Origin of the sequence: Flavobacterium amnicola (assembly GCF_004122165.1) — a bacterium.
Classification (GTDB): domain Bacteria; phylum Bacteroidota; class Bacteroidia; order Flavobacteriales; family Flavobacteriaceae; genus Flavobacterium; species Flavobacterium amnicola.
The window spans coordinates 469,749-486,273 of sequence record NZ_SBKO01000001.1 but is presented as its reverse complement, the minus strand read 5'-3'; the positions used below and the strand labels follow the sequence as shown (position 1 = coordinate 486,273).

Below are 16,525 nucleotides of genomic sequence, written 5' to 3'. Positions count from 1 at the left end.
TAAAATGGCACATCCTAAGAGAAAAACCTCGAAAACAAGAAGAGATAAAAGAAGAACTCACTATAAAGCAACTGTTGCTCAAATCGCAACTTGCCCTATCACTGGTGAAGCACATTTATACCACAGAGCTTACTGGCATGAAGGTAAAATGTATTACCGTGGTCAAGTAGTTATCGATAAATCGGTAGCTGTTGCTTAATACGTTTTAGTATAAGAATCTAACTCTCACCTAGTGAGAGTTTTTTTGTTGGGAATAACCGAAAAAATAAAAATTCGAAGTTATAATTTCTATTTTAAAGATTTTTTGTAACTTCATCGTCTTTTAGAACGCAGATTTTAGGACGCATTATTTTGAACTTTATGAATACAATTACTGCCGCAATTACTGCCGTTGGCGCTTATGTTCCTGAGTTTGTTTTATCTAATCAAGTATTAGAAACAATGATCGATACTAATGATGAGTGGATTACTACTCGAACGGGTATCAAGGAAAGAAGAATATTAAAAGAAAAAGGAGCAGGAACTTCCTTTCTTGCTATCAAAGCAGCTCAAAACCTTATTGAAAAATCAGGGATCGATCCTAAAGAAATAGATTTAGTACTATTAGCAACCGCTACTCCAGATATGCCTGTGGCTTCTACTGGAGTGTTTGTGGCCACACAAATCGGTGCGGTAAATGCGTTTGCTTACGATTTACAAGCAGCATGTTCAAGTTTTCTTTACGGAATGTCAACTGCTGCAGCCTACATACAATCAGGTAGATATAAAAAAGTATTGCTAATTGGTGCTGATAAAATGTCATCAATTATTGATTATACCGACAGAGCAACCTGCATTATCTTTGGAGATGGTGCAGGTGCTGTTCTTTTTGAACCGAACCATGAAGGATTAGGAGTACAAGATGAAATTTTACGCTCCGATGGTATTGGTCGCGAATATTTAAAAATTGACGCGGGTGGTTCTATTCTTCCTGCTTCAAAAGAAACAGTTGAAAATGGTTTACATACGGTTTTCCAAGATGGAAAGACTGTATTTAAGTATGCAGTTTCCGGAATGGCTGACGTGAGTGAAAAAATCATGCAGCGTAATAATTTAACGCATGATGATGTCAATTGGTTAATTGCTCATCAAGCGAACAAACGAATTATAGACGCTACTGCCGACAGAATGGGATTAGACGAAAATAAAGTATTGGTAAACATTCACCGATACGGAAATACAACTTCAGGAACTTTGCCTTTATTGCTTAGTGATTATGAAGACAAACTTAAAAAAGGAGATAATCTTATCTTTGCATCCTTCGGTGGTGGATTCACTTGGGGATCAATTTATTTAAAATGGGCATATGACAAACAACGATAAAATAAACCAAAAGAAAAATATCATGGATATTAGAGAAATTCAAAACCTAATCAAATTTGTAGCAAAATCAGGTGCTACAGAAGTAAAATTAGAGATGGATGATTTCAAAATCACTATCAAAACTACAGAAGCAGGGGCTGCAGAGCATACGTACATTCAACAAATGCCTATGCAAGCAATGCCTCAAATGCAAGCGGCTCCAGTTGCTCCAGCAGCAGCCCCAGTAGCAGGCGCTCCAGCAGTAGAAGCAGCGGATGATAATTCTAAATATATCACTGTAAAATCACCAATGATTGGTACTTTTTACCGTAAACCGGCTCCAGACAAACCAATGTTTGTAGAAGTAGGTGCTACCATTGCTAAAGGTGATACGTTATGTGTTATCGAAGCGATGAAATTATTCAACGAAATCGAAAGTGAAGTATCAGGAAAAATCGTTAAGATTTTAGTAGACGATTCTTCTCCAGTAGAATTCGATCAACCATTATTTTTAGTTGACCCATCATAATAAGTTAGAAGTTAGAAGTTAGAAGTTAGAATTTTTCTTGCTTCCTATTTAATTGTCTAATGGACACATTGTCTAATTATCTAATTGAAAGATTATGTTTAAAAAAATATTAATTGCAAACAGGGGAGAAATTGCACTTCGTGTAATTAGAACTTGTAGAGAAATGGGAATTAAAACCGTTGCGGTTTATTCTACTGCTGATGCAGAAAGTTTGCACGTAAAATTCGCGGATGAAGCGGTTTGTATTGGACCACCACCAAGTAATTTATCGTACTTGAAAATGTCTAATATTATTGCTGCTGCAGAAATTACAAATGCAGATGCGATTCACCCAGGTTACGGGTTCTTATCTGAAAACGCTAAATTTTCAAAAATTTGTCAAGAACACGGAATCAAATTTATTGGGGCTTCTCCAGAAATGATTGACCGTATGGGAGACAAAGCTTCGGCAAAAGCAACTATGAAAGCGGCTGGTGTTCCTTGTGTGCCTGGTTCTGATGGTTTGTTAGATTCATTCGAACAAGCTCAAGAACTAGCAGCAGGAATGGGTTACCCAGTAATGCTTAAAGCTACTGCCGGTGGTGGTGGAAAAGGAATGCGTGCGGTATGGAAAGCGGAAGATTTATTGAAAGCATGGGAAGGCGCTCGTCAAGAGTCGGCTGCTGCTTTCGGTAATGACGGGATGTACATGGAGAAATTAATCGAAGAACCACGTCACATTGAAATTCAAGTGGTTGGAGATTCTTTCGGAAAAGCCTGTCACTTGTCTGAAAGAGATTGTTCGGTACAACGTCGTCACCAAAAATTAACAGAAGAAACTCCTTCTCCGTTTATGACTGATGAATTACGTCATGCGATGGGAGAGGCTGCAGTTAAAGCGGCTGAGTTTATCAAATATGAAGGTGCTGGAACTGTTGAATTCTTGGTTGACAAACACCGTAATTTCTACTTTATGGAAATGAATACTCGTATCCAAGTAGAGCACCCAATTACAGAACAAGTTATCGACTACGATTTAATTCGTGAGCAAATATTAGTAGCGGCAGGAGTGCCAATTTCAGGTAAAAACTATTTACCACAATTACACTCTATCGAATGTCGTATCAATGCGGAAGATCCTTACAATGATTTCCGTCCTTCGCCAGGTAAAATCACTGTTTTACATGCGCCAGGAGGTCACGGAGTGCGTTTGGATACTCACGTGTATGCTGGATATACGATTCCGCCAAATTATGACTCAATGATTGCGAAGTTAATTACAACGGCGCAAACAAGAGAAGAAGCTATCAGTAAAATGAAACGTGCTTTGGATGAGTTCTATATTGAAGGAATTAAAACAACAATTCCTTTCCACAGACAATTAATGGACGAACCGGATTATGTAGCTGGAAATTATACTACAAAATTCATGGAGTCTTTTGTTATGAAAGAAGTTAAATAATAAAAAATCCCAATCAAGCGATTGGGATTTTTGTTTGTAAAAGGCCGAAATTAATTTCGGCCTTTTTGTATTATGATAATTTTAATTTTGTGGCAATGCTTGCAGGAATTGCTTTTTTGTGTAACATGATAGCGGTTGCTTTGTATTTGGCAAATTCTTTGGTCATATACAAATACCCTTTGTGATCATTTGAAGTACCCCATGAGTTTTTAACGATGTAGTATTCTTTGCCGTTTTGGTCTTTTGAAATACCCACAATGTGCATTCCGTGATCATCAGTGGTAGCGTAATTATCAAATGCTTTTTGACGCATTTCTTCGGTTACCACTAACTCATTTTTAGGACCGTTAAATAAATCGGCTTTTTCTTCAGGAGTCATGTCATCCATTTTCTTTTCTGGCACGAAAGCAACTCCATTTTTCCAAGAAAAACTTTTTTCACTTACATCTCCAGCCCAAGCCACTGAGTAACCATTTTTAAGAGCACTGTCGATAATCTCCGTTAATTCATTCATTTTTACGTTATACACTAGATCATAAGACCAATTGTCAGGAACCATCAATACAAATTTTGAATAATAAGGATGTTCTTGTAGTGAAGAAATTTCAACGTAATCTTCTGCATTAATGCCTACGACTTCTTTGGCAAAAGTTTCAGGAGTATATTTTTTTCCGTTATAATCGAAAGTTTTAGGAACCGATCCTAAGTAAGAGTCAATAATAGCCGTATATGCTTTTTCCCAGTTCGGAGTTAATTCTCCATTTGGATTGGTTACCACCGCTTTTAAGAAAGCTTCTGTTAAAGCGCCCATTTCAGAAAATTGATTTTTATCGGTGCCATAATTTAACCCAGTGTAAACCGATTGTGGCACCGCGCCATATTTACGATACATGTTAATTACATCGTGAAAAGCACCACCGTCTCCTAAAGCTACCGAACCATGCATACGTACATAGTTCCTTCCTTTTTCGACATAGGCGTTACGTGCTGAAAAAATTTGCGACAATTCGACTGGTTTTTTTCCCATGCGAATCATTTCCGATTCTAAAAAAGAATTCGCCGAATAACTCCAACAGGTTCCAGAAGAACCCTGATTTTTTACAGAAGTATTTTCAATATTGATAACATCCGAAAATTTAAATGATTCTTTGCTTTTTTCGCTAGCATTGATTTTTAATGAATTCACTAAATTATCTTGAGCAAAATTTGAAGTGCTCATCAATAATGAAGCCGCGATGATTAATGGTTTTGTAATTGTATGCATATGATTGATAGATTTTTACAGATTTGCTGGTAAAAATAATAATCGGTTATAATGGAGGGTATTATTTAACACCAATTTATATTTTATTTAAGAAAAAATCCCAATCGAATGATTGGGATTTTTGATTCAGTATACTCGACTATAGAGTTTCTTTTAACCATTTAAAAAACTCACGTTGCCATACCAAGGCATTTTGCGGTTTGAGCACCCAGTGGTTTTCTTCTGGGAATAATAAGAATCTACTTTTTATACCTTTTAACTGAGCCGCTTGAAAGGCTTCCTGACCTTGACCAATAGGCACGCGATAATCTTTTCCACCTTGAATAATCATAATTGGCGTATTCCAGTTATTGACCATGTTGATTGGGTTGAATTCATTATAGGTTTTTTGGGCTATCTTATTTTCTTTTTCCCAATAAGCACCTCCCGAATCCCAGTTCGTAAAGAATACTTCTTCGGTGGTGCCATACATACTTTGGGTGTTGAAAATTCCACAATGTGAAATAAAAGTTTTAAAACGGTTTTTGTGAATTCCGGCCAATTGAAATACGGAATACCCTCCGTAACTAGCTCCAACAGCCCCTAAACGCGTTTTGTCTACATACGATTCTTTGGCTACATCATCAATGGCAGCTAAATAATCATCCATTACTTGACCGCCCCAATCTCCTGAGATTTGTTCGTTCCATTTCACGCCATGACCCGGCATACCGCGACGGTTGGGTGCTACAACTACATACCCTTGCGAGGCTATTGTTTGAAAATTCCAACGGTAGGAATAATACTGAGATAATGCACTTTGTGGTCCTCCTTGACAATACAATAATGCAGGGTATTTTTTAGTAGGATCAAAGTTTGGCGGTAAAATTACCCAAACCAACATTTTTTTACCATCAGTGGTAGTTACATATCTTTTTTCCGTTTTACATAACGTTAATTTACTGTACGTTTCAGTATTGACATTGGTAAGTTGTTTCCAAGTTTTCTTTTTTAAATCATATGAAAAAATCTCTGAAGCATGATTCATATCGTTTCTAGCGACAATTACTTGATCAAGATTGAATCCTACAATTTCTGTCACATCAAAAACGCCATTGGTGATTTGTTTTACAGTGACTGCAATTCTTGTCAAACCCGGGAAATTCACTTCAAATAATTGTTTTGTGCCATCAACGGGTGCAATGAAATAGACTTTTTTACCATCAGTACTCCATTTGAAACTTTCTACCGTTCCGTCCCAACCTGCAGTTAAATTAATGTTCATTTCTTTAAAACGAACAATAATATCATTTTTGTCAGCTTCATAACCATCGCGTTTCATTTGCAACCAGGTTAAATCACCATTAGGAGAAAAAGAGGGGTGAGTGTCGTAGCCTAAATTGCCTTCCGTAAGATTTTTTGTTTCTTTGGTTTCGATGTTGTATTGGTACAAATCAGTATTAGTGCTAACAGCATATGCGGTGCCTGCTTTCTTTTTACACACATAAATAATGCTTTTGCTATCAGGAGACCAAATGTAATCTTCATCACCTCCAAAAGGTTTTTGAGGGGAATCATACTCTTCTTTTGGCATGATATCGGTTTTCGATTTTCCATCTGCCGTAGCAAAAAAAACATGATTGTAAGTACCGTCTCTCCACGTGTCCCAATGGCGGTAATCTAAACCGTCATACACTTTGGCATCCGATTTAGGAAGCTCTGGATACACATCTTTTCCTAAGACCTTTGTTATTTTAACTTCTTGATGCGATAGCAGGTGCAGTCCATCTGGAGCAGTATTTTTGTCGGCAATTAATTCTTTGTATTCCGTGACTTCGGTTGCATTTCCACCAGTAACGGGAATGGTGTAATATTTTGAGTTCGATTTATTTTCTTCCACCGATGGAATGGCCACTTTGTAAACAATGTTTTTTCCGTCTTTTGAAAGGCCAAGCGGTGTTACACGTCCTAATTTCCAAAGTAATTCAGGCGTCATAACATCTTGGGCATTTGCTGATAATCCCATGATACCAAGAGTTAAAATAAGTAGTTTTTTCATTTTTTTTCATTTTTGAAAGTGTCGCTAAATTACTGAAATTTTTTTAGGGTTGAATTACGAGCATAAAAAAACGCCTCAACTAGGAGGCGTTTTTAAGTTTGGTTGTTCGTTTAGTTTTTGATAAAACGTTTGGTAGTTGAAGTTCCGTTATCAGAAATTTCCATAATGTAATTTCCGTTTGTTAAACGAGAAACATCAATAGTTCCATTGTTTATTTTTCCATCTAAAATAGTTTGTCCAAATACATTATATACTCTGTATGTAGCATTTTCAGATACAGCAGTAATGTTTAAGATAGAACTTACTGGATTTGGATACAATTTGATTTCCACTACTTCGCTAGCTTCCGTTTCTCTTACCGTCTCTTTCGCTGTAGAAGTAATATTAATCGTATAATCTTCTACTTGACCGTAAGAAAGTGTTTCACAAGAAGTCGGAACTCCGTTGTATTTCATCGAAACTCTCATTCGTGTCGCTCCTAAAGTAGCGGTGGCAGGAATTGTAAAGCTTCCAGTAGCTGGCGTTACCGTTGAAGTTGCTTTAGTGAGTACTGTTTCCCCTGCATCTGTAAACACACCATTTTGGTTATAGTCAATAAATACCGCATATCCTTCGCTATACACTGTTGAAGTCCAAGCTGGTGTAATGGTTATAGTTTGTGCTGCTCCTCTTACTGCATTAGTCGAAATAGCGGTGAAATTTTCATATCCAGCTGTTCCTGTAGAAGGATTATTGATGGTGCCAATTTGTACCCTTCCAATTTTTTCATCTGCAGTACTACTACTTGTGGAAGCACAATAAGTAATTGCTGTAGATAGAGTAGTCACATTTACGGTGTTACTTGAAGCCGAAACATTTCCTGCGGCATCTTTTGCTTTTACTGAGAAAGTATAAGCAGTCGCAGCCGTTAAGCCTGTTACAGCATAAGTTGTGCCTGTTACGGATCCTTTTAAAGTAGCTCCTTGGTACACATCATATCCAGTTACCCCTACATTGTCTGTAGAAGCGGTCCAAGATAAATTTGTGGATGAAGAAGTAGTTCCTGAAGCGGTTAAACTTGTTGGAGCAGTTGGAGCAGTTGTGTCTGCCGATCCAGCAACTAAATTAACCGTGTAATCTTCCACTTGTCCATAAGAGAATGCTTCACAAGCCGTTGGGATTCCGTTATATTTCATTGATACTCTCATTCTAGTGGCACCTGTTAAAGCGGAAGCAGCAACTGTAAATGAACCTGTTGCGGGGGTTGTAGTTGCAGCTGCTTTCGTCCAAACAGTTTCTCCGGCATCAGTAAACACTCCATTTTGGTTGTAGTCAATAAATACCGCATAGCCTTCTGGATAAGCAGAGCCTGTCCAGGTTGGAGTGATAGTAATTGTTGTTGAGGCGCCTTTTGTAAGATTGGTTGAAATAGCTGTAAAATCGGTATAACCTGTTCCTCCTGTCGAAGCATTATTGATGGTGCCTATTTGTACTCTTCCGATTAATTCATCCGCTACACTTCCCCCTTGAGAAGCACAGTAAGAAATCGTCACTGCTGAAGTAGTTACGTTTACAGTGTTGCTTGTTGCTGAAACATTTCCGGCCGCATCTTTTGCTCTCACTGAGAAAGTATATGCAGTTGAAGCGGTTAATCCAGTAACAGCATAAGAAGTTGTCGTTACAGTTGCTTTCAATGTCGCGCCTTGGTATACGTCATATCCTGTTACACCAACATTATCTGTAGAAGCGGTCCAAGATAAATTAGTTGAAGCGGAAGTTGTTCCTGAAGCTGTTAAACTCGTTGGTGCTGTTGGCGCCGTTGTGTCTGCCACAGGAGCCAAAGTAGTAACATTTACCACATTGCTTGAAGCCGAAACATTTCCGGCAGCATCTTTTGCTTTTACAGAGAATGTATACGCTGTTGAAGCGGTTAATCCTGTTACAGCATACGAAGTAGTTGTTACCGTTGCTTTTAATGTTGCACCTTGATATACATCGTATCCAGTTACTCCTACATTATCGGTAGAAGCGGTCCAAGATAAATTAGTAGTGGTTTGAGTCGTTCCTGAAGCAGCCAAGTTGGTTGGTGCTGATGGAGCCACTGTGTCAGAAGAACCCGCAGTAATTGTAAAATTAGTATTGGAAACATCAAAGAAGATGTGGTTGGTTCCTTTAACCATAATTCTGTTCGTTGTTCCTGCAGTATTAGGGATCGTAACATTTTCAGAACCATCATTCGGAGTTGCTGCTAACAAAGTAGTCCAAGTAGTTCCTCCATTAGTAGAAATTAAAATATCTACGTTAGCACAATTTACACCATTGGCAGTAGTTCCACCAACTACCCAAGTAACAGCTTGTGAACTTCCACCAGCATATGAAACGGCTGTGTTTGGAGAAGAAACAGAAAACGGACCCGCTGTACCATTAACGGTTACAATCATGTCATCAGAATTGTTTGCTGAACCACCCGCTCTATTATCTCTTGTAGTGAATCTAAAATTAAGAGTTCTCGCTACTGAAGGTAAAGCTTCCACAGTAATTTCTGTTCCTGCTGTAGTTGTTGCTCCAGTTAAAATAGAACTCATTTTAGGAAAATAACGTACTGTTGAAGTACTCGGTGCGTAAGATCTAAAAATTGGACCTGTTGCTTTCGTAGCACTTGCCGCCGAACTTGCTCCTGTTTGTGAACTTGAAGCATTGTCAAATTGTTCCCAGATATAGGTTAAAGCATCTCCATTGGCATCGGTACCCGAACCGGTTAACATGAATGGAGTACTTTTTGGGATGGTATAGTCTAAACCAGCATTAGCAGTTGGAATTGCATTTCCAGTTGCAGTGTTGGTTTGACACGTTTTGGTTTTAATATTGTTGGTTACTTGTTGGATGCTTGCTGCATGAAAATACGCATCAGAATGTGGTTGCACGTCTTGAGATGTAATTCCAGCATAACTCATAATGGTAGATCCAGAACCTGGTTCCATGTTTACCCCTGTTCCTTCATTGCTGTGTGAAAAAGTGTGGTTGGCTCCAAATTGATGTCCTAATTCGTGCGCTACATAATCGATGTCGAAATTATCTCCCGATGGAATTCCGTCGCCTGGGGAAGTATATCCTGAACCTTTTTGACCATTAACACAAACACATCCAATACAGCCAGCGTTTCCACCACCGCCAGAAGCACCAAAAAGGTGACCTACATCATAATTCGCTTCTCCAATTACAGAAGTTAAAGTTGATTGTAATTCACTATTCCAAGCGCCACCTGCACCTGTAGAAGCAGCAGAATAAGGATCCGTAGATGCTGAAGTATAAATAACCGCATCATTGTTAGCGATAAGTACCATACGAACCGCAAAATCTTTTTCGAAAACACCATTTACACGGGTCATTGAAGCGTTAATTGCGGCTAACGCCTGTGCTTTTGTGCCTCCAAAATATACCGTATATTCACCTGTAACCGACATGGCTAAACGGAAAGTACGCAAGGTTGCATCATCGGCGTTTGGACGTAAAACAGCGTCATTTAATCCCCCTAATTTAGGTTCGATTTTATCGATGACTTTACATTCAAAAGGACTTAGATTTTGATTCTTATCTGCTTTTTTATAAACCGAGTAGGTTTTTAAGTCGGTAGAAATTGGCTCAATAAATACTGCCGATTTATCGGCACTTACCACCATCGATTTAAAACCAAGCGGCGACATACTGAAATAGGCTGTAGCAGTTGGGTTGTCGATACCGATACCGATATAGGATTTAATATCTGGATATCTTGCTGCTAAAGCAGGATCCATGGTTGAATTTTCATAAATGCGGAAGCTTTCTAAAACGCCATCAGCATTGGGTAAAGAAATAGAAACACTTGAAGATCTTGCATTTCGTAACGGTGAATTTTTTAATTGCTCTCTTAAATTGGTTACATCTAAATCAAAGAGATTTTTTTCTGGTAATTGCATTCTGCTTTCAAGAGCAGGTTTTTTGGATGAAGTGATTTTCTTCCATAAACCGTCTTGGGCGAATGTCAAACTCGTGACCGCTAGCATTGCTAGCGAAAGTAGTTTAATTTTCATAATTTGGTTGGTTTTTTAGTTTATTGATTGCGAATATATCAATATATTTCTTTAAAAAATGAATATATGGCAAAAAATTAAACGTTAAAAAGTGTCGTTCATCGATTTTAACAAAAAAAGAGCCATTCTGTGGGAGAATGGCTCTTTATCAACGATTTGTAAAAATTATTTCACTTTGACAACGAAGTAATTTTTCTTACCACGTTGTAACAATATGAATTGATTGTTTATTAAATCGGAAGTAGAAATTTGATAGTCTTCCGTTACTTTTTCTTTATTGATGGAAATTGAATTTTCTTGTAGTGCACGACGTGCTTCTCCGTTTGATTTTAAAAATCCGGTTTTGGCATTTAAGACATCCACAATATTAATGCCCGCTTCAATTTCTGCTTTTTCAATTTCTGCTTGTGGAACCCCTTCAAAAATTTCTAAAAACGTTTCGCTATCCAATCCTTTTAAATCATCAGAAGTTGAGTTTCCAAACAAAATATTACTCGCCGAAATGGCTTTTTCTAAAGCGGCTGCACTATGTACAAAAACAGTTACTTCTTCTGCTAATTTGCGTTGTAACACTCTTAAATGCGGGGCTTGTTTGTGCTCTTCAATCAGTTTTTCGGTTGTTTCTTTGTCTAAGAAAGTGAAAATTTTGATATACTTTTCAGCATCTTCATCGGACGTATTCAACCAAAATTGGTAGAATTTATATACCGAAGTTTTATCAGTAGTTAACCATACATTTCCGCCTTCCGATTTTCCAAATTTAGAACCATCGGCTTTTGTGATTAAAGGAGTGGTTAAAGCAAAGGCTTTGGCGCTTTCACCCGAACCATCCACATTCAAACGACGCACCAATTCGGTACCGGTAGTAATATTTCCCCATTGGTCACTTCCGCCCATTTGAAGCAAGCAATTATATTCTTTATGTAAATGATAAAAATCGTATCCTTGAATAAGTTGGTAGGTGAATTCTGTAAAGGACATTCCGTCTCCCGCTTCTCCCGACAAACGTTTCTTTACCGAATCTTTTGCCATCATATAATTTACCGTGATTCTTTTTCCTACTTCACGAGCAAAATCAATAAATGAAAAAGTTTTCATCCAATCGTAGTTGTTAACTAAAATGGGCGCATTCGCGTCAGTACTGTTAAAATCTAAGAAATGAGATAAAACTGCTTTTATTCCGTTGACATTTTTAGCTAAAGTAGCTTCATCTAACAAGTTACGTTCGTCGCTTTTACCCGATGGATCACCAATCATACCGGTTGCACCTCCCACCAATGCGATAGGCTTGTGTCCGAAATTTTTAAGATGAACTAATAGTATAATTTGTACCATGCTTCCAATATGTAAGGAATCAGCCGTAGGATCAAAACCAATATAGGCAGTGGTTGCTTCCTTTAGTAATTGTTCCTCGGTACCTGGCATACTGTCATGGTATAAACCTCTCCACTTTAATTCTTCAACTAAATTTTTCATTTTTTATACTAATTTGGCGCAAAGATAAAATTTAAAGTTGATTTGGTTATTTGTTGATTTGGTTATTTGTTAGTTTTGGCAATTGAATCTTTAAATTTTTTAATTATTCAATCATTCAATATATTTGAAATATGATTTTAGTAACAGGCGCTACAGGATTAGTAGGTTCACATATTGTTTTTCATTTGGTTTCTCAAGACCAAAAAGTAAGAGCATTGTACAAAACTGAAGCTTCTAAAAACAAGGTGTTAACCTTATTTAAACACTACAAAAAAGAGCATTTGTTTGCCAATATTCTTTGGTTTGAAGCAGATATTTTAGATGTGTCTCAATTAGAAAAAGCGTTTCAAAGTATTGATTTTGTATACCATTGTGTGGCAGTGATTTCATTCAGTCCGAAGGACGAAGCCATTTTGAGAAAAGTCAATATTGAAGGTACTGCCAATGTGGTGAATTTGTGTTTGGATTTCGGAATTAAGAAATTATGCCATATTAGTTCTATTGCGACATTAGGTGATCCCAAAATTGGGGAAACAAAAATTACCGAGGAATCCGATTGGAATCCAGAAGCCTATCATAGCGATTACGCCATCACTAAATTTGGTGCTGAAATGGAGGTTTGGCGCGCCTATCAAGAAGGTTTGAAAGTAGTAGTCGTAAATCCAGGGGTAATTTTAGGACCTCTGTTTTGGACAGAGGGAAGTGGTGATATTTACCAAAAAGTCAAAGATAAATTCCCGGTTTATACAACTGGAGGAACTGGTTTTGTTTCGGTAGTGGACGTAGCTTCCTGTGCCATACAGTTGTTAGAAAGTGAAATAGTTGGGGAACGATTTATCTTGGTTTCCGAAACACTTTCGTTTGAAAACATTTTTAAAATTATTGCTCAAAAGTTAAACGTGAAGTCGCCTAAAATAGAAGCTAAAAAATGGATGACCACTATAGCCTGGCGATTGGATGTTTTGTTTGGGGTTTTCGGTAAAAAGCGTTTTTTAACCAAAGAGATGGTGCATACTTTGCATCATATTGATTATTTTGATACTTCAAAAGTGGAAAAAGCCATCGGTTTTAGATTTGAAAAAATAGAAGATTATATTCAAAGACAAGATTAGCCTGTTGCAATTACATTCGATTTTTTGCTTTTATTTATCTTTTTGATAGAATCTCTTTTTCTTTTTTGTTTGGCTTCAAAATCTTTTCTCACTTTTGCATCAATCACTTTCTTGTCGATTGACATTTTTTCGATGACGTTATCAAACATTGTTTTGTATAAAGTGATATCCGAAGAATAATACGCATTGCTTTCTGCAAATTGTGTGCTATCTACCTTGTATTTTTGGTAAATATAGGTTTTAGGATTGATGCTGTTTTTAGGTAATAAAGTAGCGTCATGGCCTTTTATGGCTTGTAGCATTGCCAAATCGTAGATGATTTTTTCCATGGTTTCTTGGGCGATTAGTTTTTCAGGCTTTTCGAGTTCTTTGTTTCCACAAGAAAACAGTACAAATGATAGGGCAATAATTATAAGGTTGAGTTTCATTATCTATTGAATGCTAAACGTTTTCCATTTCGGATTTCTTTCACCTGGTCATTTTCATATACCAATGTTCCATTGACAAAGGTATGGGTTATTTTTGAACTAAAAGTAGTGTTTTCAAATGGCGACCAACCACAATGGTATAAAATATTTTCTTTGCTAACGGTCCAATCCGAATTCGGATTCACAATCGCTAAATCGGCATAAAACCCTTTTTTGATAAAACCGCGACGGTCCATTTTGAAGATTTTGGCGGGATTATGTGCCATTTTTTCCACTATTTTTTCGATGGAAATAACACCTTGTTTATGTGCTTCAAACATGGCAATAACAGCATGCTGTACTAATGGTCCACCTGAAGGTGCAGTCGTATATGGGTTTTGTTTTTCTTCTAAAGTATGAGGCGCATGATCGGTAGCAATAACGTCAATTTTATCGTTTAATAATGCTTCCCACAAACCTTCCTTATCCTTTTGTGTTTTTACAGCAGGATTCCATTTTATGAGAGTGCCTTTGGTTTTGTAATCGTCATTCGTAAACCAAAGATGGTGTACGCAAACTTCGGCAGTAATCTGTTTTTCTTCTAACGGAATATCATTTCGGAACAATTCTGTTTCTTTGGCTGTTGAAATGTGAAAAATATGCAAACGAGCTCCTGTTTTTTTAGCGAGTTCCACTGCTTTGGAAGACGATAAATAACATGCTTCTTCGCTGCGAATCAAATGGTGGAATTCCATAGGAATGTCTTCTCCATATTTTTCTTTGTATTCGGCTAAATTGTTTTTAATGGTCGTTTCATCTTCGCAATGAACGGCAATTAACATTTTGGTATTCGAGAATATTTTTTCTAATACTTCTTCTTTATCAACCAGCATATTTCCGGTAGATGAGCCAAGAAAAATTTTAATGCCGGCTACGTTTTTCGGATTCGTTTTTAAAACTTCTTCTAAATTGTCATTCGTTGCACCCATCATAAATGAATAATTGGCATACGAAGTCTGAGAAGCGATTTGGTATTTTTCTTCTAATAGTTCTTGAGTAACCGCATTAGGAACCGTGTTGGGTTGCTCGATAAAAGAAGTAATTCCGCCGGCTACTGCAGCACGAGATTCGGAAGCAATGTTGCCTTTGTGGGTTAATCCGGGTTCTCGAAAATGCACTTGATCGTCTATAGCGCCGGGAATAAGATAGTTTCCTTCGGCATTGATAATTTGATAGTTTTCTTTTGAGGGAATAGTCTCGGCGATGTCAACTATAAACTCGTTTTCAATTAAAACATCACCTTTTATTATTTTTCCTTCGTTAACAATTTGGGCATTTTTAATTAAAATAGGTTGCATAGTGTTGTTTTTATAATCGGTTGAATATTTTTCGGATACGTAGCATGATCACGCCCAAAACGGCTTCTCTTATAATGGCGCCGCTCATTTTGGATTCTCCTTTGGTTCTATCGGTAAAAATAATAGGCACTTCAATTATTTTAAAATGATTGACAAAAGTTCTGTATTTCATTTCAATTTGGAAGGCGTAACCCGTGAATTTTAATCGGTCCAAATTGATTTTTTCTAAGACTTGTCTTTGATAGCAAATAAAACCAGCAGTTGCATCGTGGATTTCCATTCCAGTGATCAATCGCACATAAACCGAAGCGAAATAAGACATCAACACACGGTTTAAAGGCCAGTTAACTACATTTACACCCGTAATATAACGAGAACCTATCGCCATCCCGGCATTTTCACTTTTACAGGCGTTGTATAGTTTTTCTAAATCATTAGGATTATGAGAGAAATCGGCATCCATTTCGAAAATGTATTCGTAATGATGTTGTATCGCCCATTTGAATCCGTGCACATACGCAGTGCCTAAACCTGCTTTTCCTTTTCTTTTTTCAAGGTGTAAGGAATCCGGAAATTCTTGTTGCAGTGCGATTACTTTTTCAGAGGTGCCATCGGGAGAATTGTCATCTACCACTAAAACATCAAATTTTTTCGGTAATGCAAAAACAGCACGAAGAATGGTTTCGATGTTTTCTATTTCGTTGTAGGTAGGTATAATGACAATAGAGTCCTGCATAATGATAAAATCTGATGCAAAAATAAACTTTTTAGACAATGTGTTTCTTAAATTATTTATAATTAAATGATGCGATTAAAAATTTTGTAATTTTGCGGTATGAATAAATATGAACTTATTCCGAGAATCGTTGAAAATAAAGACTGGATAACAATTATTTTTGTTGTTACCCTTATTGTTGTGACTATTGCAAAAGCAGGCTTTGAAAATAGATTTAACGATTTTATGAACTTAATTGTGAATAATAAGTATCTAAAAATCTATAAGGACCCAAGTAACTTGATGAGTTGGTTTACCATTTTGTTGTTTTTTGTGCAATTGGTTTCCTTTTCTTTTTTCGTTCAATTGGTGTTGAGTTATTTAGGATATACCACTAAAACCAATTGGATTACCTTTATTCAAATTATTACTTTTTTAAGCTTTTTTGTATTGTCTAAATACCTGATTGAGAAAATTATTGCGACTTCTTTTAACATGGAATCGTTCATTGAGCAGTTCAATTTGTTTAAAGTAAGCTACAGAACCTATATTGGATTGCTGTTGTTGCCGGTTAATATTTTTTTGTATTATACTGATTATGTGAATAAATACACAATAATTAGTGTTTTGATTGTATTATTGATAATAAATTCGCTAACATATTTGGCTTCGTTAAGAAATTATCAAAAATTACTTTTCGGTAAGTTGTTTTATTTTATTTTATATATTTGCGCACTTGAAATCGCACCGTATTATTTTATGTATTATTTCATTTCAAGTAAATAGTATACAGCG

General features: G+C 36.8%; 13 protein-coding genes. 6 read left to right on the top strand and 7 right to left on the bottom strand.

Features of this window, described 5'->3' with window-relative positions:
• The first annotated feature begins 4 nt into the window (after positions 1–4).
• The 4 genes from rpmF (at position 5) to accC (ending at position 3,311) form a co-directional block, all read left to right on the top strand.
• The gene (gene rpmF / locus EQG63_RS02260; RefSeq protein WP_129434012.1) at positions 5–199 is read left to right on the top strand and encodes a 50S ribosomal protein L32; all 195 of its coding nucleotides are present in this window, start codon (positions 5–7) and stop codon (positions 197–199) included.
• 161 nt (positions 200–360) lie between these two features.
• Complete coding sequence (locus tag EQG63_RS02255; RefSeq protein WP_129434010.1) at positions 361–1,362, top strand: beta-ketoacyl-ACP synthase III; 1,002 nt, start codon at positions 361–363, stop codon at positions 1,360–1,362.
• Between the two features lie 22 nt (positions 1,363–1,384).
• Complete coding sequence (accB, locus tag EQG63_RS02250; protein WP_129435246.1) at positions 1,385–1,870, top strand: acetyl-CoA carboxylase biotin carboxyl carrier protein; 486 nt, start codon at positions 1,385–1,387, stop codon at positions 1,868–1,870.
• Positions 1,871–1,964: 94 nt separating this feature from the next.
• Positions 1,965–3,311, top strand: coding sequence for an acetyl-CoA carboxylase biotin carboxylase subunit (gene accC / locus EQG63_RS02245; RefSeq protein WP_129434008.1), 1,347 nt, complete (start codon positions 1,965–1,967; stop codon positions 3,309–3,311).
• Positions 3,312–3,381: 70 nt separating this feature from the next.
• On the opposite strand, the gene EQG63_RS02240 is transcribed toward accC, so the two are convergent.
• From EQG63_RS02240 to tyrS, 4 genes are all read right to left on the bottom strand, one after another.
• On the bottom strand, positions 3,382–4,575 hold the full coding sequence (locus EQG63_RS02240) for a C1 family peptidase (RefSeq protein ID WP_129434006.1): 1,194 nt from the start codon (positions 4,573–4,575) through the stop codon (positions 3,382–3,384).
• Positions 4,576–4,714: 139 nt separating this feature from the next.
• Positions 4,715–6,613, bottom strand: coding sequence for a S9 family peptidase (locus EQG63_RS02235; protein WP_129434003.1), 1,899 nt, complete (start codon positions 6,611–6,613; stop codon positions 4,715–4,717).
• Between the two features lie 110 nt (positions 6,614–6,723).
• Positions 6,724–10,662, bottom strand: coding sequence for a reprolysin-like metallopeptidase (locus tag EQG63_RS02230; RefSeq protein WP_129434001.1), 3,939 nt, complete (start codon positions 10,660–10,662; stop codon positions 6,724–6,726).
• A 165-nt stretch (positions 10,663–10,827) separates the two neighbouring features.
• Positions 10,828–12,138, bottom strand: a complete 1,311-nt coding sequence (gene tyrS, locus EQG63_RS02225) for a tyrosine--tRNA ligase (protein WP_129433999.1) — start codon at positions 12,136–12,138, stop codon at positions 10,828–10,830.
• A 131-nt stretch (positions 12,139–12,269) separates the two neighbouring features.
• Here tyrS and EQG63_RS02220 point away from each other — a divergent pair, with 131 nt between their 5' ends.
• A complete protein-coding gene (locus EQG63_RS02220; protein ID WP_129433997.1) occupies positions 12,270–13,250 on the top strand; it encodes an NAD-dependent epimerase/dehydratase family protein in 981 nt (326 codons plus the stop codon).
• On the opposite strand, the gene EQG63_RS02215 is transcribed toward EQG63_RS02220, so the two are convergent.
• The 3 genes from EQG63_RS02215 to EQG63_RS02205 are packed head-to-tail and all read right to left on the bottom strand — an operon-like array spanning position 13,247 to position 15,751.
• Positions 13,247–13,678 carry a DUF4296 domain-containing protein gene (locus EQG63_RS02215; protein ID WP_129433995.1) on the bottom strand — a complete coding sequence of 144 codons (432 nt, stop codon included), beginning with the start codon at positions 13,676–13,678 and terminating at the stop codon, positions 13,247–13,249. The two genes, EQG63_RS02220 and EQG63_RS02215, sit on opposite strands and share 4 nt — an antisense overlap.
• Positions 13,678–15,015, bottom strand: coding sequence for a dihydroorotase (locus EQG63_RS02210; RefSeq protein ID WP_129433993.1), 1,338 nt, complete (start codon positions 15,013–15,015; stop codon positions 13,678–13,680). The genes EQG63_RS02215 and EQG63_RS02210 overlap by 1 nt, the downstream gene beginning before the upstream one ends.
• A gap of 10 nt (positions 15,016–15,025) precedes the next feature.
• Entirely contained in the window at positions 15,026–15,751 is a 726-nt protein-coding gene (locus EQG63_RS02205; RefSeq protein ID WP_129433990.1) for a polyprenol monophosphomannose synthase, read from the bottom strand.
• Positions 15,752–15,850: 99 nt separating this feature from the next.
• On the opposite strand from EQG63_RS02205, the gene EQG63_RS02200 reads away from it, so the two are divergent.
• On the top strand, positions 15,851–16,516 hold the full coding sequence (locus EQG63_RS02200; RefSeq protein WP_129433988.1) for a DUF4271 domain-containing protein: 666 nt from the start codon (positions 15,851–15,853) through the stop codon (positions 16,514–16,516).
• Positions 16,517–16,525 lie beyond the last annotated feature (9 nt).

Excerpts from the sequence above, each read along its gene's own strand:
- rpmF (WP_129434012.1), top strand. The coding sequence starts at position 5 with ATGGCACATCCTAAGAGAAAAACCTCGAAAACAAGAAGAGATAAAAGA.
- EQG63_RS02255 (WP_129434010.1), top strand. The coding sequence starts at position 361 with ATGAATACAATTACTGCCGCAATTACTGCCGTTGGCGCTTATGTTCCT.
- accB (WP_129435246.1), top strand. The coding sequence starts at position 1,385 with ATGGATATTAGAGAAATTCAAAACCTAATCAAATTTGTAGCAAAATCA.
- accC (WP_129434008.1), top strand. The coding sequence starts at position 1,965 with ATGTTTAAAAAAATATTAATTGCAAACAGGGGAGAAATTGCACTTCGT.
- EQG63_RS02240 (WP_129434006.1), bottom strand. The coding sequence starts at position 4,575 with ATGCATACAATTACAAAACCATTAATCATCGCGGCTTCATTATTGATG.
- EQG63_RS02235 (WP_129434003.1), bottom strand. The coding sequence starts at position 6,613 with ATGAAAAAACTACTTATTTTAACTCTTGGTATCATGGGATTATCAGCA.
- EQG63_RS02230 (WP_129434001.1), bottom strand. The coding sequence starts at position 10,662 with ATGAAAATTAAACTACTTTCGCTAGCAATGCTAGCGGTCACGAGTTTG.
- tyrS (WP_129433999.1), bottom strand. The coding sequence starts at position 12,138 with ATGAAAAATTTAGTTGAAGAATTAAAGTGGAGAGGTTTATACCATGAC.
- EQG63_RS02220 (WP_129433997.1), top strand. The coding sequence starts at position 12,270 with ATGATTTTAGTAACAGGCGCTACAGGATTAGTAGGTTCACATATTGTT.
- EQG63_RS02215 (WP_129433995.1), bottom strand. The coding sequence starts at position 13,678 with ATGAAACTCAACCTTATAATTATTGCCCTATCATTTGTACTGTTTTCT.
- EQG63_RS02210 (WP_129433993.1), bottom strand. The coding sequence starts at position 15,015 with ATGCAACCTATTTTAATTAAAAATGCCCAAATTGTTAACGAAGGAAAA.
- EQG63_RS02205 (WP_129433990.1), bottom strand. The coding sequence starts at position 15,751 with ATGCAGGACTCTATTGTCATTATACCTACCTACAACGAAATAGAAAAC.
- EQG63_RS02200 (WP_129433988.1), top strand. The coding sequence starts at position 15,851 with ATGAATAAATATGAACTTATTCCGAGAATCGTTGAAAATAAAGACTGG.